This window comes from Streptomyces avicenniae (genome assembly GCF_000719135.1).
In the GTDB taxonomy this organism is placed as follows: domain Bacteria; phylum Actinomycetota; class Actinomycetes; order Streptomycetales; family Streptomycetaceae; genus Streptomyces; species Streptomyces avicenniae.
In genome coordinates this window covers 756,816-772,911 of the sequence record NZ_JOEK01000001.1, presented here as the reverse complement: position 1 = coordinate 772,911, position 16,096 = coordinate 756,816, and the positions used below count along the sequence as shown (strand labels likewise).

19 protein-coding genes and 1 pseudogene are annotated in these 16,096 nt (G+C 73.0%); 11 read left to right on the top strand and 9 right to left on the bottom strand.

Annotation, left to right across the window (positions count from 1 at the left end; translation table 11 throughout):
* The first annotated feature begins 1 nt into the window (after position 1).
* Together IF27_RS03570 and IF27_RS29905 are read left to right on the top strand one after the other, a co-directional pair.
* The gene (locus IF27_RS03570) at positions 2-601 is read left to right on the top strand and encodes a TetR/AcrR family transcriptional regulator (protein WP_052847735.1); all 600 of its coding nucleotides are present in this window, start codon (positions 2-4) and stop codon (positions 599-601) included.
* Positions 602-706: 105 nt separating this feature from the next.
* A complete protein-coding gene (locus IF27_RS29905) occupies positions 707-1,462 on the top strand; it encodes a globin domain-containing protein (protein WP_110945524.1) in 756 nt (251 codons plus the stop codon).
* Positions 1,463-1,469: 7 nt separating this feature from the next.
* Here the strand turns inward: IF27_RS29905 and IF27_RS03560 are convergent, their stop codons facing one another.
* Positions 1,470-1,895, bottom strand: a complete 426-nt coding sequence (locus tag IF27_RS03560; protein ID WP_052847733.1) for an SgcJ/EcaC family oxidoreductase — start codon at positions 1,893-1,895, stop codon at positions 1,470-1,472.
* Positions 1,896-1,976: 81 nt separating this feature from the next.
* Between IF27_RS03560 and IF27_RS03555 the strand changes: the two genes are divergently transcribed.
* Positions 1,977-2,417: a MarR family winged helix-turn-helix transcriptional regulator gene (locus IF27_RS03555; RefSeq protein WP_052847731.1), complete on the top strand. Its 441-nt coding sequence runs from the start codon at positions 1,977-1,979 to the stop codon at positions 2,415-2,417.
* A gap of 22 nt (positions 2,418-2,439) precedes the next feature.
* On the opposite strand, the gene IF27_RS03550 is transcribed toward IF27_RS03555, so the two are convergent.
* On the bottom strand, positions 2,440-2,862 hold the full coding sequence (locus IF27_RS03550) for a MerR family transcriptional regulator (protein WP_052847729.1): 423 nt from the start codon (positions 2,860-2,862) through the stop codon (positions 2,440-2,442).
* A gap of 55 nt (positions 2,863-2,917) precedes the next feature.
* Between IF27_RS03550 and IF27_RS03545 the strand changes: the two genes are divergently transcribed.
* Positions 2,918-3,889, top strand: coding sequence for an SDR family NAD(P)-dependent oxidoreductase (locus IF27_RS03545; RefSeq protein WP_052847727.1), 972 nt, complete (start codon positions 2,918-2,920; stop codon positions 3,887-3,889).
* A gap of 143 nt (positions 3,890-4,032) precedes the next feature.
* Here IF27_RS03545 and IF27_RS29900 read toward each other — a convergent pair.
* A pseudogene (locus IF27_RS29900) lies at positions 4,033-4,290 on the bottom strand (serine hydrolase); the annotation flags it as partial.
* A gap of 92 nt (positions 4,291-4,382) precedes the next feature.
* On the opposite strand from IF27_RS29900, the gene IF27_RS31395 reads away from it, so the two are divergent.
* From IF27_RS31395 to IF27_RS03530, 5 genes are all read left to right on the top strand, one after another.
* The gene (locus IF27_RS31395; RefSeq protein WP_223290896.1) at positions 4,383-4,553 is read left to right on the top strand and encodes a hypothetical protein; all 171 of its coding nucleotides are present in this window, start codon (positions 4,383-4,385) and stop codon (positions 4,551-4,553) included.
* A 365-nt stretch (positions 4,554-4,918) separates the two neighbouring features.
* Positions 4,919-5,737, top strand: coding sequence for a hypothetical protein (locus tag IF27_RS30815; protein WP_190232780.1), 819 nt, complete (start codon positions 4,919-4,921; stop codon positions 5,735-5,737).
* 210 nt (positions 5,738-5,947) lie between these two features.
* Positions 5,948-6,328 (top strand): hypothetical protein, encoded by a 381-nt coding sequence (locus IF27_RS03540; protein ID WP_190232779.1) that lies wholly within the window; start codon positions 5,948-5,950, stop codon positions 6,326-6,328.
* 323 nt (positions 6,329-6,651) lie between these two features.
* Positions 6,652-6,999 carry a hypothetical protein gene (locus IF27_RS03535; protein ID WP_190232778.1) on the top strand — a complete coding sequence of 116 codons (348 nt, stop codon included), beginning with the start codon at positions 6,652-6,654 and terminating at the stop codon, positions 6,997-6,999.
* Complete coding sequence (locus tag IF27_RS03530; protein WP_052847717.1) at positions 6,983-7,471, top strand: CDI toxin immunity protein; 489 nt, start codon at positions 6,983-6,985, stop codon at positions 7,469-7,471. Before IF27_RS03535 ends, IF27_RS03530 begins: the two co-directional genes overlap by 17 nt.
* Positions 7,472-7,545: 74 nt before the next feature.
* On the opposite strand, the gene IF27_RS03525 is transcribed toward IF27_RS03530, so the two are convergent.
* From IF27_RS03525 to IF27_RS03510, 4 genes are all read right to left on the bottom strand, one after another.
* Entirely contained in the window at positions 7,546-7,836 is a 291-nt protein-coding gene (locus IF27_RS03525) for an MTH1187 family thiamine-binding protein (RefSeq protein WP_052847716.1), read from the bottom strand.
* Positions 7,833-8,420, bottom strand: a complete 588-nt coding sequence (locus IF27_RS03520; protein ID WP_052847715.1) for a YbjN domain-containing protein — start codon at positions 8,418-8,420, stop codon at positions 7,833-7,835. The genes IF27_RS03525 and IF27_RS03520 overlap by 4 nt, the downstream gene beginning before the upstream one ends.
* Positions 8,421-8,466: 46 nt before the next feature.
* Positions 8,467-11,067 (bottom strand): ATP-dependent chaperone ClpB, encoded by a 2,601-nt coding sequence (gene clpB / locus IF27_RS03515; RefSeq protein WP_052847714.1) that lies wholly within the window; start codon positions 11,065-11,067, stop codon positions 8,467-8,469.
* A gap of 340 nt (positions 11,068-11,407) precedes the next feature.
* Positions 11,408-12,325 (bottom strand): DUF6891 domain-containing protein, encoded by a 918-nt coding sequence (locus IF27_RS03510; protein WP_052847713.1) that lies wholly within the window; start codon positions 12,323-12,325, stop codon positions 11,408-11,410.
* A gap of 101 nt (positions 12,326-12,426) precedes the next feature.
* On the opposite strand from IF27_RS03510, the gene IF27_RS03505 reads away from it, so the two are divergent.
* Positions 12,427-13,233, top strand: coding sequence for a nucleotidyltransferase domain-containing protein (locus IF27_RS03505; protein WP_052847712.1), 807 nt, complete (start codon positions 12,427-12,429; stop codon positions 13,231-13,233).
* On the opposite strand, the gene IF27_RS03500 is transcribed toward IF27_RS03505, so the two are convergent.
* A complete protein-coding gene (locus IF27_RS03500) occupies positions 13,203-13,922 on the bottom strand; it encodes a TetR/AcrR family transcriptional regulator (protein ID WP_052847711.1) in 720 nt (239 codons plus the stop codon). The genes IF27_RS03505 and IF27_RS03500 overlap by 31 nt on opposite strands.
* A 103-nt stretch (positions 13,923-14,025) precedes the next feature.
* On the opposite strand from IF27_RS03500, the gene IF27_RS03495 reads away from it, so the two are divergent.
* Positions 14,026-14,988 (top strand): SDR family oxidoreductase, encoded by a 963-nt coding sequence (locus IF27_RS03495; protein WP_052847710.1) that lies wholly within the window; start codon positions 14,026-14,028, stop codon positions 14,986-14,988.
* A gap of 10 nt (positions 14,989-14,998) precedes the next feature.
* Here IF27_RS03495 and IF27_RS03490 read toward each other — a convergent pair whose 3' ends face one another.
* A complete protein-coding gene (locus IF27_RS03490; RefSeq protein WP_052847709.1) occupies positions 14,999-15,793 on the bottom strand; it encodes a trypsin-like serine peptidase in 795 nt (264 codons plus the stop codon).
* Between the last annotated feature and the right edge of the window lie 303 nt (positions 15,794-16,096).

Below are 16,096 nucleotides of genomic sequence, written 5' to 3'. Positions count from 1 at the left end.
CGTGCCGACAGGAGTCGCCCTGCGCGACGCACGCCAGCAGCTCTTCGACGCGGCGGAGCGCGTCCTGCTCCGCGACGGCCCGCACGCGCTGACCAGCAGGGCCGTCACCGCCGAGGCGGGCTGCGCCAAGGGCGTCCTGCACCGGCACTTCGCCGACTTCGACGCGTTCCTCGCCGCCCTCGTCGCCGACCGCGCCGCCGCCCGCGTCGAGGCCGCGGCCACCGCCCTGCGCGACCGCGCGGGCACCGGCACCGTCGAGGACAACCTCGCCGACGCGCTCGTCGGCTTCTTCGGCCCCGTGACGGTCGCGCTGGTCGCCCTGATCACCTTCCGCGACGACCTGCGCGCCCGGCTACGCGCCGACACGCCCCGGGGCATCCCCGTCCTCACCGAGGCGACGACCGCCCTGGCCGCCTACCTGGCCGCCGAGCGCGCCGGGGGCCGCGTCGTGCCGGGCGCCGCCGTGGACGTCCTCGCCCCGACCCTGATCGGCGCCGCCCACCTCCTCTACGCCGACCGCACCGGCGCCCCGCCGACCCCGGCCGACGTCCACCGCACGGTGACCACCGTCGTGACCGGCGCGCTCCCCGCCGCGCCCTGAGATCCGGAGCCGCCCCCTCCGCTTGGTGAGCCGCGAGGGGAACGCCTCGATTCACGGGCGGGAAGGGTGAAGCATGGGGCGGAAGTGAACGCCGGGAGGATCACCGTGATCGTCGAGTACATCCGCTACCGCATACCGGAACAGGACCGCAGGACCGCGTTCGAGCAGGCGTACGCGACCGCCGCCGCTCAGCTGGACCTGGCGCCGCAGTGCCTGGCGTACGAGCTGTCCCACGGCGTCGAGGAGCCCGAGCGCTACGTCCTGCGCATCGAGTGGACCTCGGTCGCCGACCACGAGCAGGGGTTCCGGGGCGGCCCGTACTTCCCGCCGTTCCTGGCCGCCGTCCGCGGCTGGATCGGGGACATCGAGGAGATGAAGCACTACGCGCACACCGCCGTCGTCTCCCCGGCTCCGCGCCGCGCAACGCTGCACGAGGCGGTGGGCGGCACGGACGCCCTCCGCCGCCTGAGCAACACCTTCTACGACGGCGTGCTCGCCGACCCGCTCCTCGCCCCCGTCTTCGCCGACTTCACGCGCACGCACATCGAGCACGTCGCCGTCTGGCTCGCCGAAGTCTTCGGCGGCCCCGAGGACTTCACCGCCGACCACGGCGGCCACCAGGCCCTCCTGCGCGCCCACCTCGGCCGCTCGATCACCGAGGAACAGCGCGTCAGGTGGATGGAGTTGATGGCCGACGCAGTGGCCGATGAGCTGCCGGACGACGCGGAGCTGCGGCGCCGCGTCCTGGAGTACTTCGACTGGGGCACGCGCATCGCCCGCGACGTCTCGGCCGATCCGGTCGGCACGGACCTCGGCGAGCCGGGGCCCACGCCCCGGTGGGGCTGGAACGGCCTGGCCTGACCGACGTTCAGCGCCGCTCGAACAGCCCGGTGAGGCGCAGCAACAGCCGGTTCTTCCTGGTGTTCTGGAACGCGGCGCAGCGCCAACGCCCGTCCGCGCCCCGCACCATCGCGTACGTCTGCACCTTGTCCAGCCGGACGCGGCCCGGCCGCCCGACGCCGCCCTCGGTCAGGACGACGGCGGCGTCCCGGCCCACCGGCCGTACGTCCACGACGCGGTAGCCCATGCGGCTGCCCTTCTGCCACTTCGCGAAGACGGGCACGTGCGCCCGTTCGATCTCCGCCCGCCCCCGGTACGCCTGGCCGATGTAGATCACATAGCTGGCGTCCTCGGTGAACTCCCGCGCGTACGCGACCGCGTCGCCGGTGCCCCAGGCGGCGGCGATACGGTCCAGCGCGTCCTCGACCGTGTCCTCCCGAGCGACGGAACCCATGACACACCTCTTCTTTCGAGTTACCATATCCGCATTGATGCAATAGTTGCATCGGTGCAGGTATCAGTCAAGGAGCCGGTCATGCCCGCGTCCTCCGACCTGTCGGCGGACTACCGCCGCTACGTCGCGTCGATCGTCCTGTTCCACCTGTCCGCGGCCGACGCGGTGGGCGTCGGCGCCACCGACTACCAGGCGTGGAACGTCCTCGCCCTCGACGGGCCGCTCACCAGCGGCGAGCTGGCCCGGCGCCTCGGCCTGACCACCGGCGCCACCACCCGGCTCGTGGACCGACTGGAGGCCACGGGCGCCGCCCGCCGCGTCCCCGACCCGGCGGACCGGCGCCGGGTCCTGGTCGAGAGCACGGGGGCCGTCCCCGACCGCCTGGCGGAGATCCTGGCGGCGGTCAGGGAGCCGATCGGCCGGGCGCTCGGCGGCCTGGACGCGGCGCAACGCGAGGGCGCGGCGGCCTACTTCCGCGCGGCGGCCGAGACGTACCGTGACGCCTCCAGGTCGCTGCGCTGACCGGAGCGTGCGGTCCCCGCGCTCAGGCCGTCGGGTCCCAGAGCCCGTCCGCCTCGCCGCGGGCGAGGTGCTCGGCGTAGACGCCGACCTTCCAGGCGATGACGGAGCGGCACTCCTCCAGCGCCCGGATCTGCGCCTCGACGCGCCGCCGGTGGGCGTCGAGGAGCCGCAGACGCTCCGCCTCGTTGCCCGGCCCCTGCCGCACCAGCTCGGCGAACCGCTTGAGGTCGGCCAGCGGCATCCCCGACTCCCGCAGCTTGACGCAGATCAGGAGCCACTCGACGTCGGCCGCGGTGTACCGCCGACGACCGCCCGAGGTGCGGCCGACCGGCCCGACCAGCAGGCCCTCGCGCTCGTACAGGCGCAGGGCGTGCACGCTGAGGCCGGTCCGCGCGGCCACCTCGCCGATGGCCAGCGGCTCGGCGGGAGAGCCGGTCGTCGTCATGTGCCGCTCCCCGGGACTTGAGCTAGACCTTGGTCGAGATCGTAGCGTCGGCGGCATGAACAGCATCGACCAGCGCCCGCTCGGCTCGCCCTTCTCCGCCACCAGCACGGCCCGGGACGTCGTCGCAGGGCTCGACCTCTCCGGCGCCTGCGCCGTCGTGACCGGCGGCTACGCGGGGCTCGGCCTGGAGACCACCCGCGCCCTGACGGCGGCGGGGGCCCGCGTCGTCGTCCCGGCACGCCGCCCCGACGTCGCGCGCGCCGCGCTCGCGGACGTGCGGGGCGCCGAGGTCGTCCCGCTGGACCTCGCCGACCTCGGCAGCGTGCGCGCCGCCGCCGCGCGGATCAGCGGCACGCTGCCCCGGCTCGACCTGCTCCTGGCCGTCGCCGGTGTCATGGCCACCCCGGAACGGCGCGTCGGGCCCGGCTGGGAGAGCCAGCTCACCGCCAACCACTTCGGCCACTTCGCCCTCGCCTGCGAGCTGTACCCGCTCCTGGCCGCCGCCGGTGGCGCGCGCGTCGTGGTCAACAGCTCGGCGGGCCACGCGCTGACCGACATCCGCTGGCACGACCCGCACTTCCGCACCGGCTACGACAAGTGGCTCGCCTACGGCCAGGCCAAGACCGCCAACGCCCTCTTCGCCGTGCACCTCGACACCCTCGGACGGGCGGACGGCGTCCGGGCCTTCGCGCTCCACCCGGGCCGGATCATCACCGGCCTCCAGCGCGACATGGCGCTCCAGGAACAGATCGACCGCGGCTGGGTGGACGAGCACGGCACGGTCGTGGGCGAAGGCTTCAAGTCCCCGTCCCAGGGCGCCGCCACCGGCCTGTGGGCCGCGACCTCCCCCCTCCTCGCCGACCGCGGCGGCCTCTACCTGGAGGACTGCGACGTCGCGCCCGTCGCCGACCCCGACGCGCCCATGGACGACGGCGGCGTCCGCGCGTACGCGATCGACCGGGAATCGGCCGCGCGGCTGTGGGACCTGTCCCTGGCCGCCACCGGCGCCACCCCGCTCACCCGCTGACGCCCCCGGCGCCGTCGCCGTCGCCCGGCGGTCCTAGGAGTCGGCCCCGCACAGGTGCTGCTCCACGAGGTCGCGCATGGCCTGCTGCGTGTCGGGCCGCCGTCGCTGGTGGCGTACACCGTGGCGGTCCTGGTGCCGTCCAGGGTGGTGCCGACCCAGGTGCGGAAGCCGAGCAGTTCGCCGGGGTGGCCGAAGTAGCCGCCGCCGCACGGCAGGGGCAGCTCGCCGACGCCGAGGCCGTAGCGCAGGCCCAGTGCGGGCGCCTCGACGGTGGCCGTCATCTCGTCCAGCTGCGCCGGGGGCAGCAGTTCGCCGCCGAACAGCGCGGCGTAGAAGACGTTCAGGTCGTGCGGGGTGCTGATGAGCGAGCCGGCGCCGACCGCCATGCTCGGGTTCAGCACCGTGACGTCGGTGGCGGTGGCCGCGTCTCCTCCCCGGCAGCCTCGTCGCGCGGCTCGCCGCACTCGGCGACGGAGGACCGGAACTGCGCGCCGTGAGCGACCGCCTGTTCCCCGCACTGGCGCGCGCGGCCGACGACCGGGTACCGGTCACCGAACGGGCCGCCTGCCGCACCGAGGCCGATGCCGCCGTGGACGCCCTGTGGGCACTCGTCCGCCGGGCAGACCCGACCGGGCCCGGGGAATCCTCTCCGCTCATGCCGTAATGAACGACCTGTTGTCATCTCTCTACGGACAACGCGCCGTTGCATGACGGCCGAGTCGCCCGACGCACAAGGAGTTCCATGTTCCTCACCCGCCTTCTCGCGACACTGGGCTGCGCCCTGGTCATCGGCGCCCCGCTGGTCGCCGTGGCGAGTTGTGCCGTGTCCCGGTGACCGAAGCACATGGTGGCTCCCGGTACCCGGATCTACCGCTTCAATTACCGCAACCAGAGAACAGGCGTGGGCTTCATCGACCCCACGACCAATCTGATGGTCACGCTCCGCGCCGACGGCAGGTTCTGGTCCGGCTGGCGGCTGGGCGAGAATCAGTTCCGTGGCATCGTCGAGAGGATTCCTCACCTGACACCATGGCCAGTGAATCGACCACTCCCCAACACGTCGAGCAGCCCCCGCTGGAACTCCGCCCCTCCGGGGCGGTCCTGTTCTCCCCGGACTGGGTGGCGCAGTACGGCGCCGCGGTTGCCCCCTTCCTGACGACACGGACGATCCCGACCGATCTGCTCGGACGCCTGATCCGGGGTGCCGGTGCGCTTCGGGCCGACCGCCTGCTCCTCACGAGAACGGACGACCCGGCAAACTGGCCGACACCGTCCTCTGTCGCGCCAACCGGGACGGCACTCGACATCGCCGGAGACAGTGGTCCGTGGCTGTTCGCATCGACACCGGACCGTTCGGGCTGCCTCCTGGCCACGCCGTTCGGCTACGCACTGCTCGGAGGAACGCCGGAGTTCGCGGCTGCCGCCTTTCCGGAGAACGACCGGCTCAGAGCAGCGTTCTGGCACCACGCCAGTTCACGTGTGAACAATGCGGTGATCCTCGCCGACGTGAGTCGGTCCCTACCGCCGGTGCACCGTTCCTGGGCGGCAGCAGACTCGGTCCCACCGCACGCCGCCACGGCCCAGCAGCTGCGGCTGATCCGAGGACTGCTCGCTCAGCAGACAACTCCCGCCGACTTCACCCATGAGTGGCTCGCAGCCCGGCGTGCCGCCCTTGCCGCCGGTGAACGTGTGCGAGGCCCTCTGAACGCGGCACTGGATGAAGTCTTCTACGTGCTGGAGGACTTCGAACCGGACCCGGCACTGCGGGAACCCGAGGAGATCGGCGAGGAGCAGTTCGGGGAACGGGTGAGGCAGGCGGCGGCGCGCCTGTGGCCGGAAGGCGGATAGAGGACCCAGACAGCTTCCCGCACGGCACCCCTGGCACCGCGGCGAGCTGTGCCGTCGCGGTGATCGTCCGCCTCCTCCTCCCCCCCCCCGGGGGGGGCAGCGTCGTCCGAGGTCCGGAACAGGCCGGAATCATGGTCACAGGAGACAGGAACGTGCGGGTGGACGTCACCGCGACCCGAGGCGGTGCTCCGGCGGGAAGGGGTACAGGACGTGCGGCCCACCATCGTGTTGCTGAGCCCGCCGGAAAGCCATCGTGTGCTCGCGGAGCGGCTGCGGGCCGCGGGAAATCGGCAGAACGGGCCGTTCTTCGAGTACGTCGATCGTGGCGGCTGCCGCTTCGGGATCGATGTCTCGGACGATGTGCTCACCGAGTACGACGCCGAGGAGATCGAGCAGGTGAAGGGCATCGTCGGCGAGGTCAAAGCGATCACTGTGGAGTACGCGGGCGTGGCCTGTGTGCGGGCACTGCTGTTCGCCGTGCTCCCGGGGCTCGACGGCGTGCTGGACACGAACGCCGAGGAGTTCGTGCCGTTCCAGGACGTCATCGACAGGTTCTCCCTCGACCCGGAATGGAACTGGCTGGAGGCGTGAACGGCGGAACCGCCACGCCGGGCGACGGCGGGCGGAACGGGCCACGCTCATACAACTTCGGCGGTCAGCACAACAGGTCCCCGACGCAGTACCGCCTGAAGTTCACGCGGGCCGACCTCCGGAACGGCGCCCCCGGCTCGAATCGCGCATCAGACGAAAGCCGGTGAAGTCAGTTCGGACGGAAGTGCGAAGACTGGGCGGAAAACCTCTGCCCTCCGGCCGTCCGCAGAACGCCGAGGACCCCTACGATCCGACTGCGGCACGACACGCCCATCCCCCGGCTGTGCGGATTCGTCGGGCTGTGCCGCCCCGGAGGTGAACGAGTGGCTGTGGGAAGCCCGGCACTGTTGGCACTGGTCCGAGGTCTGACCTCGTCATCGCCCGCCGAACGAAACGAAGCCTGCGAAACCGTGACCGACTGGGTGACGGCCTTCGGTACAGGCGAGTTGCTGACAGTGGCGGGAGTACTGGCCGCAGCGGCGGCGACCGAAAGCGACGACGTATGCAGGGAGAGCGAGCTGCATGCCCTCGGCGAGCTCGATTCGACCGGTGGTTTGCAGGGCGTCATGTTGGAAGCGCTCGCCGCTCTGGACGAAGGGAAGCTGAACGGTTCGCAGGTCGAGTACCTGAGATATCTCAAGCAGGAATACGGGCTTGACACGGCGACATGAAGAAAAGGCCGTCCCGTACGTCTTCCCCGAGGCCCTCGACGACCTCCTGGGGAGCCTGTCCGAGAGGGAGCGGGCGGACTCGTTCGTCCCCACCTGGCCGGAGAGTCAGGCGTTCTACGGGGTGAGCCTGCGCCGGTTTCCCGCCACACGCTGGGGCGCTCTCGACTGGGACAGCTGTCCGAACATCCGACAGGACTTCACGGACGACTGGGACCAAGCCGCGCGAGGCCTCGCCGCGTTCGTCAGGACATACGTCGAGGCGGACTCGCTCGTGGTGATCACGTGGGGCAACCTCGGCGTACCGTCCCTCGCGCTCCCCGCCGAAAGCGTGGCCGCGCACGCCGAGCAGGTGCTCGCCACGAGTGACGACATCTGGCTGTTCGCGCCGGACGACAACGTCCTCATCGAGTACCAGCACGACGGCCGCCTCACCGCCGCGCGCGTCGCGGACGCGACGCCCGCACAGGGCTGACACGCTGCGGCACGCTACGAACCGGCCCGCGTCCCTGTCCGGGGCGCGGGCCGTTCTCACAGGGCGGGCGGGTGTCAGCGCAGCAGGGTCTCGACGCGCTCCACCTTGGCCGTCAGGCCGTCCGTGACGCCCGCGCGGATGTCGGCCTTCAGGACCAGGCTGACGCGCCCGGCACGTGCCTCGACGGCCTCGACGGCGCGCTTCACCACGTCCATCACCTCGTCCCAGTCGCCCTCAAGCGAGGTGAACATCGCGTCCGTACGGTTCGGCAGCCCCGAGGCGCGGACCACCCGGACGGCCTCGGCGACCGCCTCCCCCACGTCCTCGCCGGAGCCGATCGGGGTCACCGAGAAGGCGACGATCACGCCGGGTCCCCCGCGCCGTCCCCGTCACCGTCACCGGTCCCGTCGCCGCCACCGTCGCCGCCGTCCGACTCGATGTCCTTCTCCAGGCCGAGCCGCTCGACGAGCCACTTGTCGAACTCGATCCCGGCCCGGACCCAACTGGCCACGCTGGCGACGAAGTGGTCGAAGCCGACCCCCGCGCCGATGAGCATCGGCACCTCGCCGACCAGCCGGACGGTCCCGTCGTCGTTGGTGTGCGTGGAGACCTTCGGCCACAGCGTCGTGTGGTTCCACTCGTCCACGCTCTCCAGCAGCAGCGGCTTGTCGTCGATGCCGTGTCTGCGGTCGTAGAAGGTCCGCACCGACAGGATCCGCTGCGCCTTCTCGCCGCGGAACATGAAGTAGGTGCGGAAGTCCTTCCACGGCGCGACGACGTCGCCCTGCTTGTCCACGACGTACTTCAGCTTCATGCGCTCCAGGACCTGCTTGACCAGGTCAGGGTTCGGCAGGATCGGCGCGGACGGCTTCCGCTGCTGCGGCTGGTCACCCGGCTTCCGCTCCGGTGGGCCACCGAAATTCGGGATCGCGGACGGATCGACTGACACGGAGGAGGTCCCTTCGTACGGTGGCGCGGGCGTTTTCCATACTCCCTCACGCCTCCCCGGTCGCCGCAAGCAGGACCAGGCCGCCGTCCGGGCTCGCGTCCACCCGTACGGTGTCCCCGTCGCGCGCCTCACCGGCGAGGATCATGCGGGCCAGCGGGTCGCCGATGGCCGTCTGCACCAGGCGGCGCAGCGGCCGGGCGCCGTACGCCGGGTCGAGGCCCTCGTCGGCCAGCCAGCGCAGGGCCAGCTCGGTGACGTCGAGGGTGAGGCGGCGGTCGGCCAGGCGGCGCTGGAGCAGGCCCACCTGGAGGCGGGCGATGCGGCTCAGCTCCTCGCCGGACAGCGGGTCGAAGATGACCAGCTCGTCCAGCCGGTTCAGGAACTCGGGACGGAACGCCGCGCGCACCGCCGCGAGGACCTCCTCGCGCCGCTCCTGCGGCTTGGCCAGCGGGTCGATCAGGTGCTGGGAGCCGAGGTTCGACGTGAGGATCAGCAGCGTGTTGCGGAAGTCCACCGTCCGGCCCTGGCCGTCCGTGAGCCGCCCGTCGTCCAGGACCTGGAGCAGCACGTCGAACACCTCGTGGTGCGCCTTCTCCACCTCGTCCAGCAGGACGACGGAGTACGGGCGCCGCCGCACGGCCTCCGTGAGCTGGCCGCCCTCCTCGTACCCCACGTAGCCGGGGGGCGCGCCGACGAGCCGCGCGACCGAGTGCTTCTCGCCGTACTCGCTCATGTCGATGCGGACGATCGCCCGCTCGTCGTCGAAGAGGAAGTCGGCGAGCGCCTTGGCCAGCTCGGTCTTGCCGACGCCGGTCGGGCCGAGGAAGAGGAACGAGCCGGTGGGCCGGTCGGGGTCGGCGACCCCGGCGCGGCTGCGGCGCACGGCGTCCGACACGGCGCGCACGGCCTCGGGCTGGCCGATCAGGCGGCGGCCCAGCTCGTCCTCCATGCGGAGCAGCTTCTCGGTCTCCCCGGCGAGCAGCCGACCGGCGGGGATGCCGGTCCAGGAGGAGACGACGTCGGCGATGTCGTCGGGGCCGACCTCCTCCTTGACCATGCTGGCGGTGGCGGCCTCCGCCTCGGCCTCGGTGGACGCGGCGGCCAGCTCGCGTTCCAGGGCGGGGATCTCGCCGTAGAGCAGCTTGGAGGCGGCCTCGAAGTCGCCGTCGCGCTGGGCGCGTTCGGCGAGGCCACGCGTCTCGTCCAGGCGCTCCTTCAGCTCGCCGACGCGGTTCAGGCCCTCCTTCTCCTTCTCCCACCGGGCGGTGAGGCCGCGCAACTCCTCCTCGCGGTCGGCCAGTTCGCGGCGCAGCCGCTCCAGGCGCTCGCGGGAGGAGGCGTCCGACTCGCTGGTGAGGGCGAGTTCCTCCATGCGCAACCGGTCCACGGCGCGCTGGAGTTCGTCGATCTCGACGGGCGAGGAGTCGATCTCCATCCGCAGCCGGGACGCGGCCTCGTCCACCAGGTCGATGGCCTTGTCGGGCAGGAAGCGGGAGGTGATGTAGCGGTCGGAGAGGGTCGCGGCGGCGACGAGGGCGGAGTCGGCGATCTGCACCTTGTGGTGCGCCTCGTAGCGTCCCTTGAGGCCGCGGAGGATGGCGATGCTGTCCTCGACGGTCGGCTCGGCCACCAGCACCTGCTGGAAGCGGCGTTCCAGCGCGGCGTCCTTCTCGACGCGTTCGCGGTACTCGTCCAGCGTCGTGGCGCCGACGAGGCGCAGCTCGCCGCGCGCGAGCATCGGCTTCAGCATGTTGCCCGCGTCCATGGCGGAGTCGCCCCCGGCGCCCGCGCCGACGACGGTGTGCAGCTCGTCGATGAACGTGATGACGTGGCCGTCGCTGTCCCTGATCTCGTTGAGGACGGACTTCAGCCGCTCCTCGAACTCGCCCCGGTACTTCGCGCCCGCCAGCATCGCGCCGAGGTCGAGGGAGACGAGGCGCTTGTTCTTCAGCGACTCGGGGACGTCGCCCTTCACGATGCGCTGGGCCAGCCCCTCGACGACGGCGGTCTTGCCGACGCCCGGCTCGCCGATGAGGACCGGGTTGTTCTTGGTGCGCCGGGACAGGACCTGCACGACGCGCCGGATCTCGTGGTCGCGGCCGATGACCGGGTCGAGCCTGCCGTCGCGGGCGGCCTGCGTGAAGTCGGTGCCGAACTTCTCCAGCGCCTTGTACGTGCCCTCCGGGTCGGGGCTGGTGACGCGCTGCCCGCCGCGCCCGGCCTGGAAGGTGTCGAGCAGCTTCCTGCCGGTGGCGCCCTGCTCCGTCATCAGCTCGCCGGTCCTGCCGCCCTTGGCGGCGAGGCCCATGAGCAGGTGCTCGGTGGAGATGTACGCGTCGCCCAGCTCCTGGGCGCGCTGCGCGGCGTCGGCCAGGACGGCGAGCAGTTCGCGGTTCGGCTGCGGCTTGGCGACGGAGGCGCCCTGCACGCTGGGCAGGGCGCCGAGGAGCCGTTCGGCTCCGGAGCGCAGCGCGGCCTGGTCGGCCTCGACACCGGCCAGGAGGTCCTGGATGTTCTCGTTGTCGCGGCCGGTGAGCAGGGCGAGCAGCAGATGGGCCGGGGTGATGTCGGGGTGTCCCTCGGTCAGCGCGCGGTCATTGGCCGCGCTGATCGCTTCCCGGCTCCTGTTGGTCAGCTCGGCGTTCACGAGGCGGTACTCCTCCGTGGAGAGAATCCGTGGGCGGATACGGGGCGGGCCGGACGGCCGGTCCTGGCCTGCCAGATCCAACGTGCGATAAGTTGAGTCTATTCCACTCAACAAGCCGGAGGCCACTTCCCGGCACGCACGACACGCGGGACGGCCGCGCCGCCGGGCGTGACGCTCCGCAGGACGTACGGGCACGCGGGCATGCCGCCGGGCCCGTGGGCGGGTTCAGCGCACGGGAGGTCACCGGTCGGGTACGGACGCGGCGGGCCGCCGTCCCCAGGGCAGGCAGGAACGCCGGGCCGGCCGCGTGGCGGACGCCGGTGAGGCGGGGCGGGGTGGCCTAGCCGATCAGGCGGCGGCGCCAGTCCAGGGGCGTGACGGTGATGGCCTGGTCCGGGTCCCCGCTCCACTCGGCGCACAGCCCGGCCGCCGCGAGCGCGGCCACGACCTCACGGCCGACGGCGGTGGTCGTCGCCGACGAGCCGTCGAAGCCACCGTAGTAGAGCGCCAGCCCGTGCCCGGCCGCGGCCGACTCGGCGGCCTGGGAGGGGAAGTAGACGAAGCCGCGGGCGTCGGGCCTGCCCGCGTCGGCTATCTCCGACCGGCCGCAGGAACGGCAGCAGGTGAAGCTCTCACGGGCCGTGAGACCCGCCGCCTCCAGGGCGGTGAACGCGCGGGTCAGCCGCTCCGGGTCGGTCTCGCCCCGCCACGCCACCTGTTCGCCGACACGCGCAAGCCACATCCGGTCGGCCAGCGCCCACGCCTGCGCCCGCGACACCGGCCGGTGGTCCTCGATGACGAGGTACTCCTCGGCGGTCTCGGCCAGCTCGGCGCGGGTGGCGTACCCGGCGGCCAGCACCTCGCCGAGGTGTTCCTCCAGCGCCGCGCGGTCGGACGGGTCGAGGGCGAGCGGCGGCACCTCGACGGCGGGCCCCGTGTCCACGGGCGACCACGCGTGGCCCGCGTCCCACCCGTCCTCCCGGCGCGCCCAGCCGGTCATCGCCGCGAGCACGTCCTCGGGCCCGGCGGGCGCCGTGCCGAAGTGCCGACCGTGGCCGCCGTCGCGGTGCTCAAGCGTCCAGGCGCCCCCCGCCTCGTGCCAGACCTGGAGGAAGACGTCGGGCAGGTCGGGTATCAGCTGGACGATCAGGAACCGGTCACCGGCGCCGCCGATCCGCCGTATCAGCCCGGCGAGTTCACCGGCGGTCGGACGGACGTGCCGTTCCGCGTTCTCCGTCTCCACCACGATCTCCAGCATGCCCGGACTCTCGCACACGGGTCTGACAACGGCTCCGACGACGCCCGCCGGGCCGGGAATCAGGTGGCGGCGCCGCCGCGCCGCGCAGCAGGGTGGATTCCATGGACGAGCGAGGTCTGCGGCCCGACGGCACGATCGCCCGCGAAGGCTCCCTGCGACAGGTCCCGGCGGCGTTCGCCCAGGTCGTGCGGGCGGCACGCGAGCAGCTCACCAGCACGTTCGGCGCGCGCCTGCACAGCGCGTACCTCTACGGCAGCGTCCCGCGCGGCACGGCCGTCCCCGGCGTCTCCGACCTCGACCTGCTGGCCGTCCTGCGCGAACCGCCGACCGACGCCGACCGCGCCGCCGCCTCGGCGGTCGAGGCCGCCCTCGACGGCGCGCACCCCGAGATCAACGGCGCGGGCCTGCTCACGGTGGACGTGGCCACGGCCCTCAGCGAGCTGGAGCGCCACGACCTCGGCTTCTTCGTCGCCTGCCTGTGCACGCCGCTGCTCGGCCCCGACCTGGCCCGCGACCTGCCCCGCTACCGCCCCACGCCCCTGCTCGCCCGCGAGACGAACGGCGACCTCGCCCTCGCCCTGCCGCGCTGGCGCGCACGCGCCGCCGAGGCCGTGACGGACGCCGACCGGCGTGCCCTGAGCCGGGGCGTCGGGCGCCGCGTCGTCCGCACCGGCTTCACGCTGGTCATGCCCCGCTGGGGCGGCTGGACGAGCGACCTCGCGCTCTCCGCCGAACTCTTCGCCCGCCACCACCCCGACCGCGCCGCGCAGATGCGGGAGGCCGCCGCCGTCGGCCGTACGCCGTCCGCCGACCCGGCGGTCCTGCGCATGCTCATCGACGACCTCGGGCCCTGGCTGGCCGCCGAGTACACCGCCACCTACGGCGAGAAGGCGCCGCGCGAGCCTTGACCGCCGGGCGGGGGCGCCGCCCGCGCCGTGAGCCCGACGAGCTGGTTGACCAGCCCCTCGGCGAGCCCGGCCACGAACGCGTCCCACGCAGGCGGGGCGCCCATCTCGGCGGAGACCCGGGCGATCGCCTCGGTCGGCCTGGCGTAGGGCCACAGCCCCGCGACCACCACGAACACCGCGCCCGCGAAGTGCGCCGCGCCCGCGTCGTCCAGCACGGGCACCTCGCGGCGGACCAGCCGCGCCAGCCGCTCCGTGTGCGCGGCGGCCCGCTGCTTGAAGTGGCGCGCGAAGTCCACGGAGATGTTGCGCTCCAGCACCCCGGCCATGCCGCTGATCAGCTCGCACAGCTCGGGCCGCGCCACGAGCGAGGCGGCGACGCGCCCAGCCGTGCGCGTCTCGGCGGCGAAGCGCCCGTCACGCCCGGCGGCCGGGGCGGCGGCCGTCTCCAGCTCGTCCAGCCACGCGCCCCAGGAGCGGTCGAGCACTTCGAGGAACACGGCCTCGCGGCTGTCGAAGTACCGCAGCACGTTGGACTTGGCGAGCCCCACGCGGGCGCTCAGCTCGTTGAGGCTGATGTCGGCGAGCGGGCGGTCCGCGAGCATGTCGCGCGCCGTGCGGACGATCGCCTCCCGCCGCGCGCGCACCTGCTCCGGGCGCCTGGCGCGCTGGAAGCCGCTGTCCCCTGCCACGTCGCGACACGCTAGCAGACCGGTGGTCCGTTGATAAAAGACCACTGGCCCGTTACCTTGGCCGGGCCGGCTCCCCCGCCCCCGACCACCCCGAGGACCCGCCATGGCACGCACCGCGCTCGACGTCACCGTCCCCGACCTCACCGGAAAGCTCGCCGTCGTCACCGGCGCCAACAGCGGCCTGGGCTACGGCCTGACCGGCCGCCTCCTCGGCGCGGGTGCCGAGGTGATCCTCGCCGTGCGCGACGAGCGCAAGGGCGCCGACGCCATGGCCAGGCTCGCCGCCGAGCACCCGGGCGCCACGCTGTCGCAGCGCCGCCTCGACCTGTCCTCGCTCACGTCCGTCGCCGCGCTGGGCGAGCGGCTGCGCGACGAGGGGCGGCCCGTGCACGTCCTGCTCAACAACGCGGGCGTCATGACGCCGCCCGAGCACCGGACCACCGAGGACGGCTTCGAGCTCCAGTTCGGCAGCAACTACCTGGGCCACTTCGCCCTCACCGCCCACCTGCTGCCGCTGCTGCGGGCCGCGGGCGGCGCCCACGTGACGACCATGTCCAGCCTCACCAGCCGCTGGGGCAGGATCGACTTCGCCAACCTCCAGAGCGAGCGCCGCTACCGCAGCCAGCGGGCGTACGGCACGTCCAAGCTGGCCAACCTGATGTTCGCGCGGGAGCTGGACCACCGCGCCGCCGAGGGCGGCTGGGGCATCCGCAGCAACAGCGCGCACCCGGGCGGCACCGTCACGAATCTCCAGGTCAGCGGCCCGAGCATGGGCGGTGGATGGCGGGCCGGGCTGTCCACCCGGCTCTCCCGGCTGAGCTACCGCGTCCCGTTCATGTGGCAGCAGGTGCCCGCGGGCGTCCTGCCCGCGCTGTACGCCGCGACCAGCCCGGACGCCAAGGGCGGCGCCTACTACGGCCCGTCGGGCTTCGGCGAGCTGACCGGCGGCGCGGCCGAGGTCAGGGCGCCGCGCCGCGCGCTGGACGAGGAGACGCGCGCCCGCCTGTGGGCCGTCTCCGAGGAGCTGACGAACGTCCGCTTCCCGTCCGGGCGGCCCGTGGCCTGACGCGGCGGCGTCACTCCGACGCCGCCGCCAGCAGGTCCGCCGCCTCTGCCGGGAACGGGCGGCCCACCACCTGGCCCTCGCCGCTGCCCACCGACATCACCGCGACGAGCGCGCCGCCGCCCGTCTCCGCGTCGAAGTCCTGGAGCCACGGGCCGCCGCTCGACCCGGCCGTGAGGTCGCAGTCCTCCAGCAGGAGCCCGCCGACGTTGGCCTCGTCCGCCTCCGCCGCGTCGAGCACGTCGGTCGGCCCGGCGCAGTAGTGCAGCGACTCGCCGTCGTACGGCTCGATCGCCGGGTAGCCGAGGACGGCGACGTCGCGGTCCTGCGGCACCGGTTCGACCACGAGGCGGTTGGCGCCGTGCGCCTCCTGCACGGTCACGCCGTCCCGCTCCGCGAGGGTGAGGAAGGCGTAGTCGTGGTGCAGGATCTCGGTCGTGTCCCGGGAGATGTCCCAGCCCTCGGGGGTGTGGAAGCCGGTGACGCGCCAACCGTCCTCGCGGTAGCTGTCCTTCCCGTGGTCGTAGCCCGGCACGAACCACACCTCGGCGGGCGGGTCGGGGGTCTCGCGGGTGCGGACGCAGTGCGCGGCCGTCGCGACGACGCTGCCGTTCGGCGCGTCCACGACCGAGCCGGAGCACATGCCGAGCCGCCCGCCGCCCGCGTCCCAGACGAGCTTGCCGACCGTCCCGACCGGGCCGTCCGCCCAGGGCGCGGCACCGGCGAGCGCGGGCGGCGACGTCAGGCCGAGGACGGCCGAGGTCACTATCAGCAGGAGCGTGGACTTCACCGCGACACCGTGGTTCATACCGACACCCTGTGATCACCCTGCGTCCCTGTCCAGCGACGGTCCGCTGAACGAGTGGTGGGGCCGCACGCGTTGACGGCCGGTCATCCCGGTGCCGCGGGTAAAGATCGGGCAAAGCGCGGCGGGGGGCCACCGGTCCATACCTGTGCCGGGCCGCAGGCGGCGGACACGGCCGCGGGAAACCGTGACGCACCACCCGTGACGTGCAACGCCGGTGTATCACGGGTCCATTGACGTCCCGTCCGTTCACGATCAGCATGCTCATGCCGTCCCGTCGTACCGCACGTATCCGGCGAACCGACC